At 69.6% G+C, this 19594-nt stretch carries 21 protein-coding genes; 9 read left to right on the top strand and 12 right to left on the bottom strand.

The window, feature by feature from the left end:
* Window positions 1-72 precede the first annotated feature (72 nt).
* The gene (locus G9Q41_RS04175) at window positions 73-1080 is read left to right on the top strand and encodes a GntG family PLP-dependent aldolase (RefSeq protein WP_165632140.1); all 1008 of its coding nucleotides are present in this window, start codon (window positions 73-75) and stop codon (window positions 1078-1080) included.
* Window positions 1081-1246: 166 nt separating this feature from the next.
* Window positions 1247-1888: an HAD family phosphatase gene (locus tag G9Q41_RS04170; protein WP_092525366.1), complete on the top strand. Its 642-nt coding sequence runs from the start codon at window positions 1247-1249 to the stop codon at window positions 1886-1888.
* A gap of 89 nt (window positions 1889-1977) precedes the next feature.
* On the opposite strand, the gene G9Q41_RS04165 is transcribed toward G9Q41_RS04170, so the two are convergent.
* Complete coding sequence (locus tag G9Q41_RS04165; RefSeq protein WP_092525364.1) at window positions 1978-2166, bottom strand: hypothetical protein; 189 nt, start codon at window positions 2164-2166, stop codon at window positions 1978-1980.
* Between the two features lie 199 nt (window positions 2167-2365).
* On the bottom strand, window positions 2366-3649 hold the full coding sequence (gene purD, locus G9Q41_RS04160; protein ID WP_165632047.1) for a phosphoribosylamine--glycine ligase: 1284 nt from the start codon (window positions 3647-3649) through the stop codon (window positions 2366-2368).
* 187 nt (window positions 3650-3836) lie between these two features.
* On the opposite strand from purD, the gene G9Q41_RS04155 reads away from it, so the two are divergent.
* On the top strand, window positions 3837-4964 hold the full coding sequence (locus tag G9Q41_RS04155) for a glycerophosphodiester phosphodiesterase (protein ID WP_165632048.1): 1128 nt from the start codon (window positions 3837-3839) through the stop codon (window positions 4962-4964).
* Between the two features lie 422 nt (window positions 4965-5386).
* Here the strand turns inward: G9Q41_RS04155 and G9Q41_RS04150 are convergent, their stop codons facing one another.
* Complete coding sequence (locus tag G9Q41_RS04150) at window positions 5387-6673, bottom strand: adenylosuccinate synthase (RefSeq protein WP_092525358.1); 1287 nt, start codon at window positions 6671-6673, stop codon at window positions 5387-5389.
* A 145-nt stretch (window positions 6674-6818) separates the two neighbouring features.
* On the opposite strand from G9Q41_RS04150, the gene G9Q41_RS04145 reads away from it, so the two are divergent.
* The gene (locus tag G9Q41_RS04145) at window positions 6819-7523 is read left to right on the top strand and encodes a hypothetical protein (RefSeq protein ID WP_175455130.1); all 705 of its coding nucleotides are present in this window, start codon (window positions 6819-6821) and stop codon (window positions 7521-7523) included.
* Window positions 7524-7656: 133 nt separating this feature from the next.
* Window positions 7657-8298: an HNH endonuclease family protein gene (locus G9Q41_RS04140; protein ID WP_165632049.1), complete on the top strand. Its 642-nt coding sequence runs from the start codon at window positions 7657-7659 to the stop codon at window positions 8296-8298.
* A 58-nt stretch (window positions 8299-8356) separates the two neighbouring features.
* Here G9Q41_RS04140 and G9Q41_RS04135 read toward each other — a convergent pair whose 3' ends face one another.
* From G9Q41_RS04135 to G9Q41_RS04115, 5 genes are all read right to left on the bottom strand, one after another.
* Window positions 8357-9451 (bottom strand): FUSC family protein, encoded by a 1095-nt coding sequence (locus G9Q41_RS04135; RefSeq protein ID WP_165632050.1) that lies wholly within the window; start codon window positions 9449-9451, stop codon window positions 8357-8359.
* A gap of 165 nt (window positions 9452-9616) precedes the next feature.
* On the bottom strand, window positions 9617-10033 hold the full coding sequence (locus tag G9Q41_RS04130) for a DUF3151 domain-containing protein (protein WP_165632051.1): 417 nt from the start codon (window positions 10031-10033) through the stop codon (window positions 9617-9619).
* A gap of 383 nt (window positions 10034-10416) precedes the next feature.
* A complete protein-coding gene (locus tag G9Q41_RS04125) occupies window positions 10417-10644 on the bottom strand; it encodes a hypothetical protein (protein ID WP_139186573.1) in 228 nt (75 codons plus the stop codon).
* Window positions 10645-10914: 270 nt separating this feature from the next.
* On the bottom strand, window positions 10915-11349 hold the full coding sequence (locus G9Q41_RS04120) for a hypothetical protein (RefSeq protein WP_165632053.1): 435 nt from the start codon (window positions 11347-11349) through the stop codon (window positions 10915-10917).
* 973 nt (window positions 11350-12322) lie between these two features.
* Window positions 12323-12604 (bottom strand): muconolactone Delta-isomerase family protein, encoded by a 282-nt coding sequence (locus tag G9Q41_RS04115; protein WP_092525350.1) that lies wholly within the window; start codon window positions 12602-12604, stop codon window positions 12323-12325.
* A 96-nt stretch (window positions 12605-12700) separates the two neighbouring features.
* On the opposite strand from G9Q41_RS04115, the gene G9Q41_RS04110 reads away from it, so the two are divergent.
* The 3 genes from G9Q41_RS04110 to G9Q41_RS04100 all read left to right on the top strand — a co-directional run bounded on the left by G9Q41_RS04110 (window position 12701) and on the right by G9Q41_RS04100 (window position 15230).
* Window positions 12701-13288 (top strand): SigE family RNA polymerase sigma factor, encoded by a 588-nt coding sequence (locus tag G9Q41_RS04110; RefSeq protein ID WP_165632054.1) that lies wholly within the window; start codon window positions 12701-12703, stop codon window positions 13286-13288.
* Between the two features lie 435 nt (window positions 13289-13723).
* Window positions 13724-14878, top strand: coding sequence for an N-acetylglucosamine-6-phosphate deacetylase (gene nagA, locus G9Q41_RS04105; protein WP_092525346.1), 1155 nt, complete (start codon window positions 13724-13726; stop codon window positions 14876-14878).
* Window positions 14879-15002: 124 nt separating this feature from the next.
* The gene (locus G9Q41_RS04100) at window positions 15003-15230 is read left to right on the top strand and encodes a hypothetical protein (protein WP_092525344.1); all 228 of its coding nucleotides are present in this window, start codon (window positions 15003-15005) and stop codon (window positions 15228-15230) included.
* A 107-nt stretch (window positions 15231-15337) separates the two neighbouring features.
* Here G9Q41_RS04100 and G9Q41_RS04095 read toward each other — a convergent pair whose 3' ends face one another.
* The 3 genes from G9Q41_RS04095 to pyrE form a co-directional block, all read right to left on the bottom strand.
* Window positions 15338-16276, bottom strand: a complete 939-nt coding sequence (locus tag G9Q41_RS04095) for a DUF368 domain-containing protein (protein WP_092525342.1) — start codon at window positions 16274-16276, stop codon at window positions 15338-15340.
* Between the two features lie 239 nt (window positions 16277-16515).
* Complete coding sequence (locus G9Q41_RS04090) at window positions 16516-17178, bottom strand: RNA methyltransferase (protein WP_092527860.1); 663 nt, start codon at window positions 17176-17178, stop codon at window positions 16516-16518.
* A gap of 127 nt (window positions 17179-17305) precedes the next feature.
* Window positions 17306-17845, bottom strand: coding sequence for an orotate phosphoribosyltransferase (pyrE, locus tag G9Q41_RS04085; protein WP_092525340.1), 540 nt, complete (start codon window positions 17843-17845; stop codon window positions 17306-17308).
* A 201-nt stretch (window positions 17846-18046) separates the two neighbouring features.
* On the opposite strand from pyrE, the gene G9Q41_RS04080 reads away from it, so the two are divergent.
* Window positions 18047-18544 (top strand): N-acetyltransferase, encoded by a 498-nt coding sequence (locus tag G9Q41_RS04080; protein ID WP_242687127.1) that lies wholly within the window; start codon window positions 18047-18049, stop codon window positions 18542-18544.
* Between the two features lie 186 nt (window positions 18545-18730).
* Here G9Q41_RS04080 and G9Q41_RS04075 read toward each other — a convergent pair whose 3' ends face one another.
* Window positions 18731-19591 carry a class I SAM-dependent methyltransferase gene (locus G9Q41_RS04075; protein WP_165632055.1) on the bottom strand — a complete coding sequence of 287 codons (861 nt, stop codon included), beginning with the start codon at window positions 19589-19591 and terminating at the stop codon, window positions 18731-18733.
* Window positions 19592-19594 lie beyond the last annotated feature (3 nt).

Here is a 19594-nt window from a genome sequence, read left to right as displayed (position 1 = left end):
ACCGCCCCGCCTGCGAACACCCGATTCCCCGCCGACGCACCCGTATGGTGTGATCCGTTCGTGACCAATTTGATGCCGATCGATCTCCGTTCCGACACGGTGACACGTCCCGACGAGCGGATGACGGCGGCCATGGCCGCCGCGGAACTCGGCGACGACGTGCTGGACCGCGACCCGACCATGCGGAAGCTGGAAGCCAGAATCGCGGAACTGCTCGGCACCGAGGAGGCGCTGTGGGTCCCCAGCGGCACCATGGGGAACCTGATCGCGCTCTCCGTGCACCTGCAGCGCGGGGACCGTTTCCTCGCGCCGCGCAAAGCGCACGTGCTCACCCACGAGCTCGGTTCGGCCGCCTGGCTCGCCTCCGGAATGCCCGAACCGCTGAGCTGGGACGCGGGCCCGGGGCGCCCCACCCCCCGGCTGATCCGCTCCGAAGCGGCCGACAGCGGGCGCTACGACGCGCTGCGCACCAACCTGCTCTGCCTCGAGAACACGCACAACGGGGCGGGGGGCACGGTCATCCCGCCCGACGAGCACGCGCAGCTGGTGGCCGCGGCCAAGGACAACGGGCTCCGGGTTCACGTGGACGGCGCACGCATCTTCAACGCCGCGACAGCGCTGGGAGTCCCGGCCGCCGCCCTGACCGTGGGCGCGGACACGGTGCAGACCTGCCTCAGCAAGGGGCTCGGCGCTCCGGTCGGCTCCGCGGTGGCGGGCAGCTCCGAGTTCGTCGAGCAGGCCCGCCGCATGCGCAAGATGCTCGGCGGCGGCGTCCGCCAGGGCGGTGTGCTGGCCGCGGCCGGTCTGGTGGCGCTGGACCGCACCGAGAGGCTGCGCACCGACCACGACAACGCGAAGAAGCTGGCCGAGGGACTCGTCGAGCGCGGCTGGAACATCACCTCGCCGCAGACGAACATCGTGCTGGCCTCCGTGCCGGACGTGCAGCACGGCCTCGAGTGGCTGCGCGGGCTCGGCGTGCTCGCCGTACCGATGGGCGGCAGACTGCGGTTCGTCACGCACGGTGACGTGAGCTCGGCCGACATCGACGAGGTGCTGCGCCGGGTGGACCAGGGCGCCTGAGCACCGGCGAGTGCTGCGCCGCAGCGGGCGGTTGCCACCCGTGCCGACGGGTTGGCAACCTTTCCGAACGGGTCCGCGCTCGCCCTCGGCTCCGAGACGCACCACCCGGGCCGCTCGCACCGCCAAGCGAACCAACTCGAGAGCAGTTCCCAGGAGGTCGCCGGACGTGTCCGACTCGCTCGAACCCCCGCGCTGGTTGGTCTTCGACTACGGTGGCGTCATAAGCAGGCCCACCGAGGCGCTGCCGCGGATCGCGGCCGAGCTGGGACTCGACGATTCGGGCCTCGCCGAGGTGACGACCGCGTACTTCGCCGAGCGCGACGCCTACGACCGGGGGCTCGCCGACCACGAGTACTGGAAGGCCGTGGCCGGACGGCTGGACCGGAGCGTGGACGCGGCGCAGGCCGAGAAGCTGACCCGGATCGACGTCGCCGGGTGGTCGGAGTTCGATCCGGGCACCCTCGCCCTGCTCCGGGAGCTCGGCTCGCGGTCGTCCGAGCTGGCCCTGCTGTCCAACGCCCCGGTCACGTTCGCGCGAACCGTGGAACGGATGCCCTGGACGCGGCACTTCCGGCGGCTGCTCTTCTCCGGTGACCTGGGAACGGCGAAACCCGACGAGGGAATCTGGCGCATACTGCTGGACCGGCTCGGGGCCGCACCGGGGCAGTGCCTGTTCTTCGACGACGGGCCCGCCAACGTCGAGGCGGCCCGTCGGGCGGGGCTCGCCGCCGAGCTCTGGCAGGGTCCCGAGCACGCGCGCGAGGTGCTGCGCTCACGCGGGCTGTCCACTCCCGCGGAGGGCCGCTGACCCGCCACGGAGTCCGGCACCGGTTTCCCGGCGCCGGTTTCCCTCCGGCGCGTGCCCGGGCAGGACCGGTGCACACGCCGGACCACGGTTCACCGCGAACGGTTCCTCAGCTGCTTGTCGTCCTTCTTCGCCCAACCGACCGCGGCCGTGGCCAGGAACAGCGCGCCGCCGAGCACGGCGATCCAGAACAGTCCCTTGACCACGAACCCGATGATCGCCCCGCCGACCGAGATCACCAGCCAGAGCGCGAGCAGTCCGAGAACGACCTTCCACCACATCTTCAGCTCACCTCACCACGGGAGAGGCTCCGCGGAGCGCGGCGGGCGAGCACGGGCACGACCCACCGCGTGGAGCCATCACCGCCAGCGTCCCACAACTCGCCCGGGCTGAGGTCCCACGCGCTCGAGAAATCTCGAGGGACGTCGGGCAACCGGCGCAACCGGACGGGTCGAGCCGCTGGTTCGCCGGAGGAGTCGCTCAGGAGTTGCGGACCGAGTCGGCCACGCGGGGCATCTCGATCTCGCCACGGGCCGCGCGGGCCGCGATGTCGGTGCGGTAGTGCGCACCCGGCAGGTGGACCGCATCGACCCGGCGGTAGACCTCCTCCCGCGCGGACTCCAGGTCCGCTCCGGTGCCCACCACCGACAGCACCCGACCGCCCGCGGAGACCACGCTCCCGTCCGGACGGGTCCGGGTTCCGGAGTGCAGCACCCCGGGCCCGTCGGAACCGCCGATCGGCTCGTCGACGCGCGGCCGCCCTGGGTAGCCCTCCGCGGCGAGGACCACCGTCACGGCGGCGCCCGGCAACCACTCCAGCCCGGGCTGCTCGGCCAGCTCACCCCGGGCAACCGCGTCGAGCAGGCCCGCCAACGGGGTGCGCAGCATCGCCAGCACAGCCTGGGTCTCCGGGTCGCCGAACCGGCAGTTGAACTCGACGACCTGCGGGCCGGAGGAGGTCAGCGCCAGCCCCGCGTAGAGCAGCCCCGAGAAAGGGGTCCCGCGGTTGGCCAGCTCGTCCACGGTGGGTTGGACGACGGTGCGCACCACCTCGTCGACCAGTCCCTCGTCCGCCCACGGCAGCGGGGCGTAGGCGCCCATTCCACCGGTGTTCGGGCCGACGTCCCCGTCGCCGACCCGCTTGAAGTCCTGCGCGGGCAGCAGCGGGCGCACCGTCGAACCGTCGACCAGGCACAGCAGGGACGCCTCGGGGCCGTCCAGGAACGATTCGAGCAGCACCGGGTGCCCGTCCTCCAGCAGCTTCAGCGCGTGGGCGCGTGCCGCGTCGAAGTCCTCGGTGACCAGCACGCCCTTGCCACCGGCCAGCCCGTCGTCCTTGACCACCCAGGTGGGGCCGAAGTTGACCAGCGCCGCGTCCAGCTTGGCCGGGTTGTCCACCGTTTCGCTGTGCGCCGTCGGCACCCCGGCCGAGAGCATCACGTCCTTGGCGAAGGCCTTGGAACCCTCGATGCGAGCGGCGGCTCTGGAAGGGCCGAAGCAGGCGATTCCCTCGGCGCGGAGCGCGTCGGCCACACCCGCGACCAACGGGGTCTCCGGGCCGAGCACCACCAGATCGGCTCGCCACCCGACGGCGAGCTCGGTCACCGAGGCCGGATCGGACACGTCGACCGGGTAGGACTCGGCGAGTACCGAGGTTCCCGCGTTGCCCGGGGCACACGCCAGAGCGGTCACTGCGGGATCGCGGGAAAGCGCCAACACGATCGCGTGTTCCCTGCCACCTGCACCAATCACGAGGATGCGCACGCCCCGCAGCGTAAAGCTTCGGGTGGGGGCGACGACCGCCCACCCCCGCCGAACGGGCGACGCGAGTCGCAAAGAATTCATCGCGGCCTAGCAGCGCGTAAGTTCTCGTTTGATCGAGCGGTGGCGAAGCGTGCGGGATACTTCCCCTCCGTTGGACACCGGTCGCATCACGAGGAGGGCCCCGGCCGTGCGACGCAGAACCCGACCAAGCGCGCGAGCGCTGCTGTGCGCCCTGACACTGTCCGTGCTCTCCGTCGGCGCTCTGGCACCCTCGGCGGGTGCCGCGCAGAGCGCACCACGGCATCCCGAACGTTCCGAGCAGGGGGAGTCCATCGAGGTCTTCGGACACAGGGGAGCGCCCGGCTACCGGCCGGAGCACACCCTGGCTTCCTACGAACTGGCCGCCCGGATGGGGGCCGACCACATCGAGCCCGACCTCGTGCCCACCAAGGACGGCGCGCTCGTCGCCAGGCACGAGAACGAGATCAGCGGCACCACCGACGTGGAGCAGCACCCCGAGTTCGCCGACCGCAGAATCACCAAGGTCGTCGACGGCGAATCGGTGACGGGCTGGTTCACCGAGGACTTCACCTTGGCCGAGCTGAAGACGCTGCGCGCCACCGAACGACTCCCCGAGATCCGGCAGCGGAACACGATCTACGACGGCCGCTTCGAGATACCGACCCTGCGGGAGATCATCGAGCTGAAGCGGGAGCTGTCCCACGAGCTCGGCAGGCGGATCGGGATCGCACCGGAGATCAAGCACCCGAGCTACTTCCGCTCGGTCGGGCTGCCCGTGGAACCCCGCCTGGTGGACGCGCTCGAGCGGAACGGGCTCAACACTCCGCACGCCGAGGTCGCGGTGCAGTCCTTCGAGGTCGGCAACCTGCGCAGGCTGGACCGGCGGCTGCGGGTCGACCTGGTGCAGCTGGTCTCGAGCAGCGGAGCCCCGTACGACTTCACGGCGAGCGGGGACCCGCGCACCTACGCCGACATGGTCACCCCGGAGGGACTGCGGGACGTCGCCGAGTACGCGGACTGGGTGGCCCCGGTGACCACCATGATCCTGCCCAGGGACGACCAGGGCTACCTGGAGGAACCGACCCGGCTGGTGGAGCACGCCCACCGGGCGGGGCTGAAAGTGGTGCCCTACACCGTCCGGGCCGAGAACACCTTCCTGCCCGCCGACTTCCGCGGTGCGGGCGGGGCGAGCGCCTACGGGGACGTGTTCGGCTTCCTCCGCGCCCTCCTGGCCACGGGGGTCGATGCCGTATTCGCCGATCAGCCCGACACAGCCGTCCACGCCCTTGAGTGAAGGGTCGACGGTGCCGGTTGCTCGGTTGGTTGCTTGGCCGGCACGTGAGTCGGCGCCTTGCCGCGTTGGGCCGCTCTTGAGTAGCCACCTACGCGGCGAGCGGCCCGGCCTTGCAATGCATCCGACTCACGCACCGGAGCTTCTCGTCCTGGTCAGGCTGAAGCACTCGCGTGGAACGGAACCTTCTCCCGGAAGTGCGCAGAGCACCCGGACAGGCACTCCCACTCAAGGGGTCCACCCCAACGCGAGCGCTGTGAGCCCGAGCCACCGGCACCGCCGCGGGTTCTCTCGTGGTGCTCTCGCGAGGACGGCCCCGACGTTGTGTAGGCCGCTACCCGATGTCGGGGCACCCGCAGCGAGAGCCCGCGAGAGGTTCCGCCACCGGCACCGCCACGCAACCTGCACCGCGTGCCCAGAGAAGATCAAACAATCTCGTGGCGCACGATGGTCTGCTCCCTTCCGGGCCCAACCCCGATCGCCGAGATCCGCGCCTGCGCCAGCTCCTCGAGCCGCTCGATGTAGGCCCGGGCGTTGGGCGGCAGGTCCTCGAAGGTCCGGGCGCCGCTGATGTCCTCGCGCCAGCCGGGGATCTCCTCGTAGACCGGCACCGCGTGGTGCACCCCGGTCTGGGTCATCGGCATCTCGGAGGTGCGCATCCCGTCCACGTCGTAGGCGACGCAGACCGGGATGGTCTCCAGCCCGGACAGCACGTCGAGCTTGGTGAGAAAGTAGTCGGTGATGCCGTTCACCCTGGTCGCGTAGCGGGCGATCACCGCGTCGAACCAGCCGGTGCGCCGGTCCCTGCCGGTGTTCACGCCGACCTCGCCGCCGACCTTGCGCAGGTTCTCCCCGGCGGCGTCGTTCAGCTCGGTCGGGAACGGACCGGCTCCGACCCGCGTGGTGTAGGCCTTGAGGATGCCGACCACCGAGTCGATCCTGCTGGGGCCGATCCCCGCGCCCGCGCACGCGCCCCCGGAGGTGGGGTTGGAGGAGGTCACGAACGGGTAAGTCCCGTGGTCCACGTCCAGCAGCGTGCCCTGCGAGCCCTCCAGCAGCACCGTCTCGTCGCGGTTGAGCGCTTGGTCCAGCATCAGCTTCGTCTCGGCGACCCGACCGGCGAACCGCTCGGCCTGCGCGAGCACGGTGTCGACCACCTCGTCGGGGTCCATGGCGCGCCGGTTGTACACCTTGACCAGCACCTGGTTCTTGTACTCCAGCGCGGCCTCGACCTTCTGGCGCAGGATCTTCTCGTCCAGCACGTCCTGGACGCGAACACCGACGCGGGCCACCTTGTCCTGGTAGCAGGGCCCGATGCCGCGCCCGGTGGTCCCGATGCGCTTCTTGCCGAGGTAGCGCTCGGTGACCCTGTCCATGGCCACGTGGTACGGCATGACCAGGTGCGCGTCCGCCGACAGCGAGAGCTTGGAGGTGTCGACCCCCCGCGACTCCAGACCGTCCAGCTCCTCGAGCAGCGCCTCCGGGTTGACGACCACGCCGTTGCCGATGACGTTGTGCACCTCGGGGCTGAGGATCCCGGAGGGGATCAGCTTCAGCGCGAAGTCCTGCCCGTCCGGCAACACCACGGTGTGCCCGGCGTTGTTCCCCCCTTGGTAGCGCACAACCCACTGCGCCTGCTCGCCGAGCAGGTCGGTCGCCTTACCCTTTCCCTCGTCGCCCCACTGGGCGCCGATCAACACGATTGCCGGCATGTGAAACTCCAACCTGTCACTGGAGGCGGTCTGTGCAACTGGTGACGGCGGGTCATCGCTGTCGGTGGCCACGTCTGCGCCGCCACTCCAAGGAAGGCCCGGCACCTGCCAATGCCGGTCGATCAGGGTAAACCAGGAGCGTAACGTGACTACCACCGCACTATCCTGCGGAAACGTCGATACCGAAGCACGTCCGACGCACGCGGGGCTGCGATGGTTCGACCTCCCCGCCCAGCCGTCACGCACCGAAGTCGACCCGATACTCGCCGATTCCGCGGGGCGCGTCATCGTGCACGGAACGGACGCGGACCTCGCCGCGGTGGTGCTGCGCCTGCTCCGCAAGGGACTGCTGGACGAGCTGGCCGTCGGCTACGTTCCGGTGGAGAAGTCACCCGCCGGTGAGCTGTGGTCGATACCGGCGGGCCGGTTCGACCAGGCGTTGGACGGCCGAGCTCGCCCCACCCCGCTCATCAGGGACGACTCCGGCGGAGTGCTGCTCGGTCTGGGCACGATCGAACCGATCACCGGGCAGATCTACTGCGACGACCAGCGCGTGCTGCACGGGCCCGCACGCTCGGTGGAGGTGTTCCCCGATCCCGACGCCTCCGCGCTGCCCGAACCGACCGACGACCCGCTGGCCACCCAGCCCGCCCCGATCATGGACGGCCTGGTGACCAGGGTCACGCACCGCGGTCTGCTGCGACGTCGCCGGGAGACGGCGCGCGGGCGAGCCGTGCAGGCCAGTTTCGAGCAGGCCACCGTCCACCGGGACGGGGTGGCCCACCCCAGGCCGCTGACCCGCTGCGCCTGGTACCGGCACACCAGGGACCTGCTGCTGGTCCGGCCCTGAGCGACTCCGCTGCACGACCGAACGGGTGGCGACACGAATCACCGATCATCGTATTGCGGCAGGCACCGCGGAAAACGGATGATCAACAGTGCGTCGTCGAGCATCAGCCACCAACGCCGAACAGAGAGCACCAGTGAGGAACGCGACCAAGCTCCTGCTCACCCTGCCGCTGCTGGCCACGCTGTCCTGCGGTGGACCGTCGACCGGAGCCGAGTACGAGTCGGCTCCGCCGGGCACGCCGAGCGCGGCGGAGGCCGCCGACCTGCTCGACGAGCTGCGGGTCGCCCCGAAGGGGTCGATGGACGGTTACGACAGGGACGAGTTCCCGCACTGGGCCGAGGCCGAGGGGCGGAACTGCAACGTGCGCGAGCGCGTGCTCATCCGGGAGGGCACGGGTGTGGACACCGGCCGGGACTGCTACCCGACCTCGGGCGAGTGGGAGAGCTGGTACGACGGTGAAACCTGGACGGATCCATCCGACATGGACATAGACCACATCGTTCCGCTGGGCGAGGCCTGGCGTTCGGGGGCCTCGGAGTGGACCGTCGACAAGCGCGAGAAGTTCGCCAACGACCTGGACGGGCCGCAGCTCGTGGCGGTCACCGACAGCGTGAACCGGTCCAAGGGGGACGATGCCCCGGACGAGTGGCTTCCCCCGGACCGGAGCACCCACTGCGGCTACGCGGCCGCCTGGACCGGAACCAAGCACAAGTGGGAGCTGTCCGTGACCACCGCGGAGAAGAAGACCCTCCGGGACGTCCTTCAGGGCTGCTGACCAGCCGAACCGCGCTGCTGCGGCACCGCCGCCCGCACCGGCCTCCGGGAGGTTCCGGTCACTGCTGGTCCGACTCCGGGTGCAGGGGAGGCAGCTCGGCCAGCGCCTCGGAACGCCCCATCCCGGTGGCCTGCAGCAGGTCCACCGCGATGGAACGGACCTGCAGCACCACCACCTGCATGGAGAAGTCCGTCTCGGACAGCAGCCGGACGGTGGTCCTCCGCGCGACGGCGCGTGCGGCCTCGCGCGTGCGCAGCGGCTCCGCCCCGTCGGCGAGCTCGTCGCGCAGCAGGACCACCGCACCCGCCAGTTCTTCCAGCATCCCGGGCAGCGGGCGCGGAACCCGCTCGTCGTCCCGCAGCGCGGCGAGCGCGCGCCGCGTCAGCACCCTGGTGTTGCGCAGCGCGCGGTCCACGGGGGTGGCTGCGGTCTGGTAGCGCTCCAGATCGGCGCGGTGGTGCCAGCGGAGCGGCGCGAAACGGGCGATCTCACTTCCGGTGGTCAGGGCCGAGCGCAGCTCCTCCACCGAGCGCTGGCTCTTGCGCGCCCCGGCCAGCACCTCCGAGGCCGCAGCGACGTCCTCGCTGGCCATGGCGGCGGAGATCCCGCGCAACGCCTCGGTCAGCTCCCCGAGGACCACGCGCCCGTGCCGATGGGCGACGGCCAGCGGGTTCTGCGGCAGCAGCGCGGCCACCACCAGCCCCACCAGACCACCGATAGCGGCGTCGACCATGCGGTTGAGCCCGCCCATCGTGGCCGGAGGCAGCAGGGTCGCGACCAGCACCGAGGACGAAGCGGCCTGCATGACGATGACCCCGCCCGCGTCCAGCAGGACGGCCGTGCCCATGGCCAGCGCCACCACCAGGGCGATCTGCCACGGACCGGTCCCGATCACCGATATCAGCACGTCGCCCACGCCCACGCCCACGCTGACGCCCACGACCAGCTCGGCGGCGCGGCGCAACCGCTGCCCCAGGGAGACGCCGAGGGCGATCACTCCGGCTATGGGGGCGAAGAACGGCTGGGGGTGCCCGACCACGTGCCGGGCCAGCAGCCAGGCCAGCCCGGCGGCCACTGCGCACTGCACGATGGGGATGCCCGTTCGCAGCAGGCGACGCCCCCGCCTGCTGAGTTCCTGGCGCAATCGCTGCACGTCGCCATTCTCCGTCAAGCACGCCGAGTAACCCCGCCCAGGCGGGTGAACGCCCAGTGAGCGGGCCGGACCGTCACCGCTTCCGAAGTTCCCGGGGCCGGCCTGCGACGTGCCTGCGCCGAAACCTCACCCGAACGATCGAGCGGACCGCGCCGAAAACCTCGATCAGCTCAGGCCGTTGGGCTCCAGCGACTCCGGGTCGCTGTCGGCCAGCAGCTGGCGGCAGCGCTCGTACTCCTCGTCCTCGCCGATGGCCCGCGCCGCCTTGGCCAGGGCCGCCACGGAACGCAGCACCCCCTGGTTCGGACGATGGCTCCACGGGACGGGGCCGAAGCCCTTCCACCCCGCCTTCCGCAGCGAGTCCAGCCCACGGTGGTAACCGGTGCGGGCGTAGGCGTAAGCGGCCACGGACTCCCCCGACTCCAGAGCCAGCTCGGCGAGCTGGGCCCAGGCAGCGCTGCAGGTGGGGTGGCGCGCCGCGACCTCGTTGGCAGCCTTGCCCTCGTCGAGTTCGGTCTGCGCGGCGGTGTCCTCCGGCAGGAAGGTCTCCGGAGGTTCCAGCAGATTTCCTTGCGTCGTCATGGCCACATCCTCCCAGCAAGACACCCGAACGCGCCGTTCCCCGCAGGACACCGCCCGCCGCACCGAACTCGGCACGTTCGGGGGAACCACACCGGTCCGGCGGTTGTGGGAGTCCGACTCCGGTGAACCACTGGCGCCGGTGGTGTTCGGTGCCGACCACGACCCGCCGCGTCCCACCTGTCCGACGACCGTTCCGCCCGGGCACGTTCCTGGCCGGAGGCGGCCCGGCCCGGGGTGTGTCCGAGGAGGTCGTCGCCCAGACCGAGTGGAGGGCTCGTCCTCGGCGACTCGACCGTCCGGCCCGGAGCACCTCGCGACCAGCGGCTGTATCGAGGTCTTCCGCCGTCGCGGGCGGGATGACCTCGACACCTTCCACACAATCCCTACCGGGACGGGTTGTCGTACAACGGTGTCCGCCAGCCCAAGATGTAGAGCACCAGCTTGCACGCCAGATAGCAGAACAACAGCACTACCACAGGTGTGCTGCCCACTCCCGTGAAAAGGGCGACCAACCCGGCGATCGCCGCTGCCAATGCCAGCACCAGCGAAACCACGAAACCGGTCCAGCGAAAGGTCGACGATTCTTTGAGTCCATCCGTCTTCAATGGCATAGTCACTCGATCACCCGAAGGGATTGCAAACAGGAGTGGGAATTCCACCCGTGACAGGTGCGGTCACTCCGATAAAGTACATGTACGTATAGCCGTCCTCGTGCGCGCACGCGTTGGCCTCGGCAACGATGACACCGGACGCTGCCTCAATAACGACAGCCCACGGGCCCGTAGCGATGGCTCCGACCAAGGCACCGACCCCGCCGGTCGCGTTGATCTTGTTCCGCACCCAGGAATCGAAGGCGACCTCCAGTCCGTACCAGTGCGCTTTCACGTAACCATGCCCTGTCGGCGCCCGAAGAAGTTCGCTATTCCCCCTTCAGCAGAATCGGACGGGACAATGGTTCCATCCGGCCGAACTTCCGCTGCACCGTCAGCGATCAACTGGTTGATCTGACTCTGGTACTCCCGGAGCTGCTCCATTTCCTCCCGAGGAAGGTTCTTCTCGACCTCCTCGGGGACAGTCATCGTCACACCGTTTGAGTCGACGGACACGTATGGTTTGACTTGATTGAGCGTATCACTGGAAACAAGCTGGCGTTGCTCCTGGCTGTCGCCTGCTCGAACAACCGCCCGAGCGGAAACACCTGAATTCACACCACTCGAGCGATCATCAGCGCAAGCGACCGCACCAGAACCCACGAAAGCCACAATCCCTAAAGTTGCCGCGCCGATGTAGCGCGATGCCCCGATCGAGAACACCACAGCACACATCCTTTCCCCCGGAAAAAATTTAACCGAAACTCGATTCGGTCAAATCAAAAATTACCCATGCACACTTCTTTCGGTCAACCGTCACACCAGCGACAAAAGACACAAGACAATCAACCCAGGAAAAATCCAGCAATTTGGATAACATTTTTATTATTCGCGGCAATTCGTGTTCTCGCGACACAGCCAATCTTTGTTCACGTAGTGACAGAAAACGAACACTGACCCAATGACCTCACCTATGGTCGCCCCACGGGGACGGTCGCCGCAGGGTTCCAGGATGGAGTCGGCGGCGGGTCGCCCCGACCGTCGATAACGGGATCGTCAGATGCAACGACATCCGGGGGCGTGCTCCACCACTGATCCCGAAGTCGTCTGATGAGCTAGACCAGTTCAGTACGGTTGGAATGCGACTACCGATATGACATCGACCGGCGATCAGCCAGCACGGCATCGTCCTCATAGCAGCCACGTGTACACGCGCCGTTGGAATACACCACCGAGTTCGAACGCATTCGGTCACGGTGAACTCACCGACATCAACGTGTGAGAGCTGGACACAACGGCGCAACGGTGTCCACGGGATGTTAGCGGAGAGCTGTATCCAGAGCTCCTGGCTACAGCGGAGGTAGCCTCCCCATCCTCAGCGAGCCCCGCGGGCCCTCTGAACGACTCTCCCGGTAACTACGGCTAGCAGCCGCAGCCCTCGCGCTGGTCCGCTTCCTGCAACAGGAGCACGATCCACCAAGGGCTGCTTCCACGAGCCCCGGCGCAACAACAGCAACAGCGGCCGAATGAGCAGCCGAGAGGCTGTGCGAGATCTCGTGCTCCGGTCTCGGCCCGTTCGGTCCGAATCATCGGTGTCGTTCGACGCGTCCGACGTCGAAGCGGCCTCGTACTCGCCCCGGCCGCCCCGAGAGGCCTACCGGCTTCCGGGGACAACCGACCTGCCGAGCTCCCGTACGCCTCAGCCGAGCCAGCTGCCGGTCACGGGACTCCACTCCCGCACGGTGGTCTCGGCCAGCACGCCCTCCGTGGTGTAGGGGTCCTCGGCGAGCAGCTCGTCGAGCGCCGCCCTGTCGGCCACGTCGTAGACCAGCATCGCGCCGCTGTCGTCGGCGAACGGGCCCGCTGCCACCAGGTATCCCCGCTCCGACAGCGATTTCGAGTACTCGCGGTGGGCGGGGCGGGTCCGCTCGAGCAGATCCCGATCGCTGCCGTAGCGGATCTCGACGACGAATGTGGTCATGCGGGGACTCCTCGCGCGAGCGATTGTAACGAGTTCCTTGCGGACATTACCGGGTTAGCAGACGCACCCCCTTCGCGGACGGTACCTTGCGGAGTCGTGATCGGGGACGGAACCAGCGGAATCGAGCGCTCGGTCGAGCGCACTCTCGGCCACCTACGCACCCTGGACGGCTCGGGGGAGCAGGAGGAGACCCAGGACGCACCGCTGAGGCTGGAGGACCTCTACCGCCAGCAGCAGATGCGCATGGTGCGGCTCGCGATCCTGCTGGTGGACGATCCGGCCACCGCCGAGGACGTGGTCCAGGAGGCCTTCACCGGGCTGTACCGCAACTGGTCCCAGCTGCGCGACTCCAAGGCCGCGGTCGGCTACCTGCGCACGGCCGTGGTCAACGGCAGCCGCTCGGTGCTGCGCCGTCGCAAGACCGCGCGGGAGTACCAGCCCCCGCACCAGCCGGACGCGCGCTCCGCGGAGTCCCTGGCGATGCTGTCGACCGAGCACCAGGCGATCGTCACGGCTCTCGGGCACCTGCCACGGCGCCAGCGCGAGGTCCTCGTGCTGCGTTACTACGGGAACATGTCCGAGGGCGAGATCGCCGAGGCCACCGGCGTGTCCAAGGGGACGGTGAAGTCGACGGCCAGTCGGGCCCTGGAGGCCTTGCAGAAGCACCTCGGCACTTCCGGGTGAAGTGTTCGCGGCTCGCGCAGGTGGTTGCTTAGCCGGCACGTGAGTCGGCGCCTTGCTGTGTTGGGCACGCTCTTGAGTAGCGACCTACGCGGCGAGCGGCCCGGCCTTGCAATGCATCCAACTCACGCACCGGATGTTCTCGTTCTGCGTGGGCTCAAAGCGCTCGCGTGGAACGGAGCCTTCCATCTGAAGTGCGCAGAGCACCCGGACCCTCCCGACCAGCAGGCTCACGCCATCTCAGGCGCTTTGAGCCTGAGCAACCACCCACGCAGCAGGCACCGCCGATTCGTTCACCACAGCTGGTGTAGACCAAAGTAGAATCGGGGGGACGCACTCGCAACACCCGCCCGACAGCACGGGGCGCCCGGTTCGATGTCGCACGCCGCACTCCGGTCCCGTGCGCACTGCCGCCTCCCTGGAAGGAACGCCGACACCGTGAGCACCGAACCAACCGCGCCGACCACGATCGGCGGTCGGATCGTCACCGACGAAGGAGTCCTGGAAAACGGCTGGGTCCGCATCGCGGACGGCAGGATCGCCGAGGTCGGTGAGGGCCCAGCTCCGGGGGACCGACCCGCGGACCTCACGGGGAGTTGGATCGTGCCCGGATTCGTGGACATGCACTGCCACGGCGGCGGCGGTGGCTCACTGACCAGCCAGGACCCCGAACAGATCGAGCGGACGGTGGCCACGCACCGCTCCCACGGCACCACCACGCTGGTGGCCAGCCTGGTCACGGCTTCCATCCCCCGGCTGCGTGAGCAGGTACGGGCACTGCTCGGGCCCGTCTCGAACGGGGACCTGGCGGGCATCCACCTGGAAGGCCCCTTCCTCTCCTCCGTGCGCTGCGGCGCGCACGACACGTCGATGCTGCGCTCGCCCGACCGGGAGTCCGTCGACGAGCTGCTCGACGCCGGTGAAGGGGCGATCCGGATGGTCACGCTGGCCCCCGAACTGGACGGGGCGGTGGAAGCGATCCGCCAGCTCACCGCCTCGGGGGTCACGGTCGCCATCGGCCACACGGACGCGCTCGCCGAGCAGGTCGAGCCCGCCGTCGACGCGGGAGCCACCGTGGCCACCCACCTCTTCAACGGGATGCGGCCGCTGCACCACCGCGAACCGGGACCGGTCGGCACGCTGCTCGACGACGAGCGGGTCACCGTCGAGCTGATCTGCGACATGGTGCACCTGCACCCGACCGTGGCCCGGCTGGTCGCCCGCCACGCGGGAACTGCCCGAACCGTCGCGGTCACGGACGCGATCAGCGCCACCGACGCGGGCGACGGCCGGTACGAACTCGGCGAGCTGCCGCTGACCGTCTCCGGTGGGGAACCGCGCCTGGAGGACGGTTCCCTGGCGGGCAGCACGTTGACCATGGACACCGCGCTGCGCAACCTGGTCCTGCGCTGCGGGCTCGACGTGACCGAGGCGGTGGCGGCCTGCTCCACCAGGCCGGCCGAGCAGCTCGGGCTGTCCGGGCGGGTCGGTTCGATCCGCTCCGGGCTGGCCGCCGACCTGGTGGTGCTGGACGAGCAGCTGCGCCCCACCGAGGTGCTCAAGGACGGCGGCCGCCGCGCCGCGTCCGGCTGAGCTGCGCCCGGGCGGGGAAGGCGCGTCCGGCTGGGAGGGCGCGTCCGGTTCCGGGGCACTCGGCCCCGCACCGGGCGGGAGTCCGCCGGCGACGCACCACGGCCCGCGGACCTACAGTGGAAGTATGAACGCCTCGACGAGCGGCGGCAGCGGCGAGAACCAGCCTCCCGAGCGGATGCTGTCGGCGGCCCTGCAGGCGCAGGCCGCGGGCAACGCTCAACCGACGAGTCCGCCGCCCGCTCCACCGCGGAGTCCGAGGCGGCGGAAGCTGCCCGTGCTGTCCGTGCTGCTGTTCGCGCTGCTGCTCGGTGTCGCGGCGGGGGCGGTGGCAGGAGTGCTCACGCTGCACTGAACCACCGCGCGACCGCCCCCGCGGATCGGCGGACCGAGCCCCGCCCCTCCCCGAACTTCCGACGAGGGCTTCGCCCGGGGCCGCCTGCCCGAGAGCCGGACGCGGCTTCAGCTCACCCGGGTGATCTGCTCCGTCGGTGACTCGGCCGTCGTCCTGCTGCGCAGCACCAGGCGCTCGACGAGCAGCACGGCGGTGACCAGGGCCACTCCGAGCAGGAAGAACAGGGCGATCACGCCCGCGTCGCCCGAGGGGGCCTGCAGGGCGCGCCCCTCGGTCTGCCACGGCCACAGCGCCCGCAGGCAACCGGCCATCACACCGGTCATAACCACCAGGGTGATCCGCCTGCGGTGTTCGAGCAGCCACTGCAGCAGCTTGACGAACAGCCCCAGGCCGATGACCGCCCCGAGCGCGAAGGTGGCGATGTAGCCCAGGTCCCGGTCGTTGAGCGCCGAGATCGTCGTCTCGTACAGCCCGAACGAGAGCAGGAAGAAGGAGCCGGAAACCCCGGGCAGCACCAGGGCGCACACCGCGACGGCCGCGGCCAGCGCCACGACCACCGGATTCGGCGCTATCGAGGTCGGGGGCAGGCTCGTGAGCACGAAGGCGATCGCGGCCACCACGACCGCGGTCAGCACGTCCGAGGCCCGCCACGGGCGCCCGACCATCGAGATCGGAACCCACAGCGAGGCCAGCACCAGGCCGAAGAACACCGCGTTCGAGGCGACCGGGTGGTCGTGCAGCACCGGTTCGAGCAGCTTGGCCGCGATCAGCGCGGCGCAGACCAGGCCGATCAGCGCCGGAAGCACCACGTCCCAGCGCACCCGCCGCAGCTCGGCGGAAGCCCTGGAGAGCCCCGCCCCGCGCGGAACGTCGGCCACCGCCATCCTGAGCCCGCTGAGCAGATGACCGGCCGAGCCGATGAGGGCTTCGTAGATACCGGTGACCAGGGCGATCGTTCCGCCGCTTACGCCGGGAACGATCTCGGCGGTGCCGATCAGTCCCCCTCGGACCAGATTAGCCAGATACGAGCGTGCTGATTTGACCATGACCTGCTTTTCGTTGTGGGACGTCGGCTGACACCGGCTTCCTTCAGCGGTCACCGGAAGAATCCACCCGCGGAGGGCTCCACGTGGATCGACCGGAACGCGTGGATGTCACGCGGTGGAGATGTCCTCATGATGCCACCGGCTCGTGAACGGTCCGCTATCAGGGCGACACGCCCCGGCCCCGCCGCGCGGAGGTCCTGCGCTCCGGTCACCGGTGGGCACGACGCCCGTGGAATCGGTCACCAGGAGTTGGTGAGGTCGGCGTGCTGCCGCACCCAGGTGTGCATCACTATCCCCGCGGCCACCCCCGCGTTGATCGAGCGGGTGGAGCCGAACTGGGCTATGGAGACCACCTGGTCGGCGATCCGCCGCGAGTCGTCCCCCAGTCCGGGTCCCTCCTGGCCAAACAGCAGCACGCAGTCACGCGGCAGCGTCGCCCGCTCGAGGGGCTCGGCCCCCGGGGTGTTGTCCACCGCGACGATCCGCAGCCCGTTCCCGTCGGCGTAGTCGCGCAGCTCGTCGAGATCGGGGTGGTGGCTGACGTGCTGGTAGCGGTCGGTGACCATCGCCCCGCGCCTGTTCCACCTCCTGCGGCCCACGATGTGCACGGCCCGCGCGGCGAAAGCGTTCGCCGTGCGCACGACCGTTCCGATGTTGTGGTCGTGCTGGAAGTTCTCGATGGCCACGTGGAAACCGTGCCTGCGGCGGTCGAGGTCGGCCACGATGGCCGAGCGGTGCCAGTACCGGTACTGGTCCACGACGTTGCGCCGGTCCCCGTGCTCGAGCAGTTCGGGGTCGTAGCGCTCGTCGTCCGGCCACTCCCCCTCCCAGGGGCCGACCCCGACCGGAGCCGTCCCCCACTCGGTGGGTCCCGGCTCGGCCGTGGCCCGCTCCGGGCTCACTCGTTCGGCTGAATTTCGCTCTTCGTTCTCGGTTCCGCCGTCCACGGCGGGGACACTCTCCGGAGTCACCGCACCTCCCCGCGAACGCGTGGCGCGCTCCGGCGCGTCCGCCGCCGGATCACCGCCGTCATGCCAGCCCAAGGTCGGAGAGCCCCAGCAGGGAGCGGTACGGGAGCCCGGCCTCTTCGATGGCCTCGCGCGCGCCGGTGTCCCGGTCCACCACGGTGGCCACGCCCACGATCTCCGCGTCGGCCTCGCGCAGGGCCTCGACGGCCGTGAGCACGCTGTCGCCGGTGGTGGAGGTGTCCTCGACGGCGAGAACCCTGCGGCCGGTCACGTCCGGCCCCTCGATGCGGCGCTGCATGCCGTGCTGCTTGGTGTCCTTGCGCACCACGAAGGCGTCGAGCGGCTGCCCGCTCGCGTGCAGCACGGCGGCGGCGACGGGGTCCGCGCCCAGGGTGAGCCCGCCGACGGCGGCGTAGTCCCAGTCCGACGTGAGCCGGCGCAGCAGGGAACCGATCAGCGGTGCCGCGTCGTGGTGCAGCGTGGCCCTGCGCAGGTCCACGTAGTAGTCCGCCCGCCTACCCGAGGACAGGGTGACCGGCTCGTGCACGACCGTCAGGTCCCGAACGAGCCCGGCGAGCCTGTCGCGGCTCTGTCGATCCACAGCAGTGTGTGCGGCTTGTTCCTCCACAGCGGGGAAGCATACCGCCCGCTCGCACGATCTTTATCGCTACACCCCCGGAAGAGTGAGAAAAAGAGCAACAGAACGGATCCATTTTTCCGACAGATTAGAAATGGATCACTCGAAAGTGTGCCCACCCGGGAGAGGCGAACAAAACAATCCCCGCCGGTTACTATTCCCGCCATGACATCAATCGCTGACATACGCCCCATGACGTCCGAGGACGTACCCGAAGTGCTCAAAACGGGCAACGATGTTTTCGACACCGATGAATTCCCGTACTCCACCTGGTCGCTGAGCGCCATCGCCAAGCACCTGGACCAGCAGCCGGAGGCCTGCCACGTGGCCCACTCCGAAGGTGCCGTGGTCGGGTTCATCCTGGCGTCCATGCCCTTCCTGACCCACCAGCACTGGGGGCACGTCGAGTGGATCGCGCTGCGGCCCGGTTTCCAGGGCAGAGCACTGGCCAGCAAACTCGCCGACGCGAGCCTCCGGGCGCTCTACGGCGCGGGAGCCACCAGGGTGGTCGCCGACATCGCCACCGCGAACCGGCAGTCCAAGCTGCTCGCGCGCTCGCTCGGCTTCACCGAACTGACCACCGTGAGCCTGTTCGCCGCTCCCAGCCTCGAGTGGATCAAGACACCCGACCGGGCCGTGGAAGTCGCCGCGAGCGAAGCGTGAGGACCGACCCGACGTGCAGACCACGCGGGTTCGTGGCCTCCTCCCCGTGCTTTCCCCGGGGCCACGAACCCGCGAGCACGCCTCGTGCGCCCCGGTCGAGTCGTCGATCGGTGCGCCCCTCCCCGGCGCCCCGACGGGCCGAAGCGCACCTAATTCCCCGCGGACGGGGAACGCGGAGCACACCGCTCAGCCCGCCTCGGAATCACGTTCCCGGCGGCGCAGCGTCATGACCATGAACCCGATCTCCGGAACGGCGCGCCAGTCGTCGACCACCCGCACGGCGCGCTCGGCGACCTCGGAGCCGAGCACCCGCTCGATCTCGGACCAGTTCTCCCGCAGCCGCTCCAGAGCACGCGGCCACGTCTGCGCCGTGTTCTCGGTGATGTCGAGGAACTCCACCGGTTCCAGCCCGACAGCGCCCGCGACCTCGAGATGACATGGCAGGGTGTCCAGGGACACCGCCTGGATCATCTCGTAGTACTCGGCGGTGCGCTGCCGCATCCGCTCGTTCATCGGCACTTTCGCGTAGGGCGTCTCCAGCACCAGCCGCCCCGCGGGACGCAGCATTCCGGCGAGGCTCGGGAGGAGTTCGTCCAGTTCGAAGTGCAGCGAGGACTCGATCAGCAGCGCGGCGTCGAAGCTTCCCGGCCGGAACGGGAGGTCGAGCGCGTCCGCGCACTCGAAGGCGACCCGGTCGCCGAGCCCGTTGGCGGCGGCGTGCTCGGACGCCGCGGCCAGTGCGCTCCTGTTGACGTCCACCCCGGTGACCTGGGCACCGGTGCCGGTGCCCACCGAGACGGCGGGCCTGCCGTTTCCGCAGCCGACGTCCAGCACCCGGTCGCCCGGGCCGACGCGGAGCCGGTCGGCGACTAACTCGGTCAGTCGCCGCGAAGCCTCCTCCAGCGAGGTGTCGTCCTGCTCGCCGTACCAGTAGCCGTTGTGCAGATCGGGGCCCCAGTACTTCTCCGCCAGCGGCGCGAAGAGCTCGTAGGCGCTCTCGACATCGGTGGAGGGTATCGCGGAACCCACTTCGGTCGGGTTCGACATGAG

This window comes from Actinopolyspora sp. BKK2, from assembly GCF_011291845.1.
GTDB lineage: Bacteria > Actinomycetota > Actinomycetes > Mycobacteriales > Pseudonocardiaceae > Actinopolyspora > Actinopolyspora saharensis.
The sequence above is the reverse complement of the archived record's forward strand: the minus strand, read 5'-3'. Positions and strand labels throughout refer to the sequence as shown.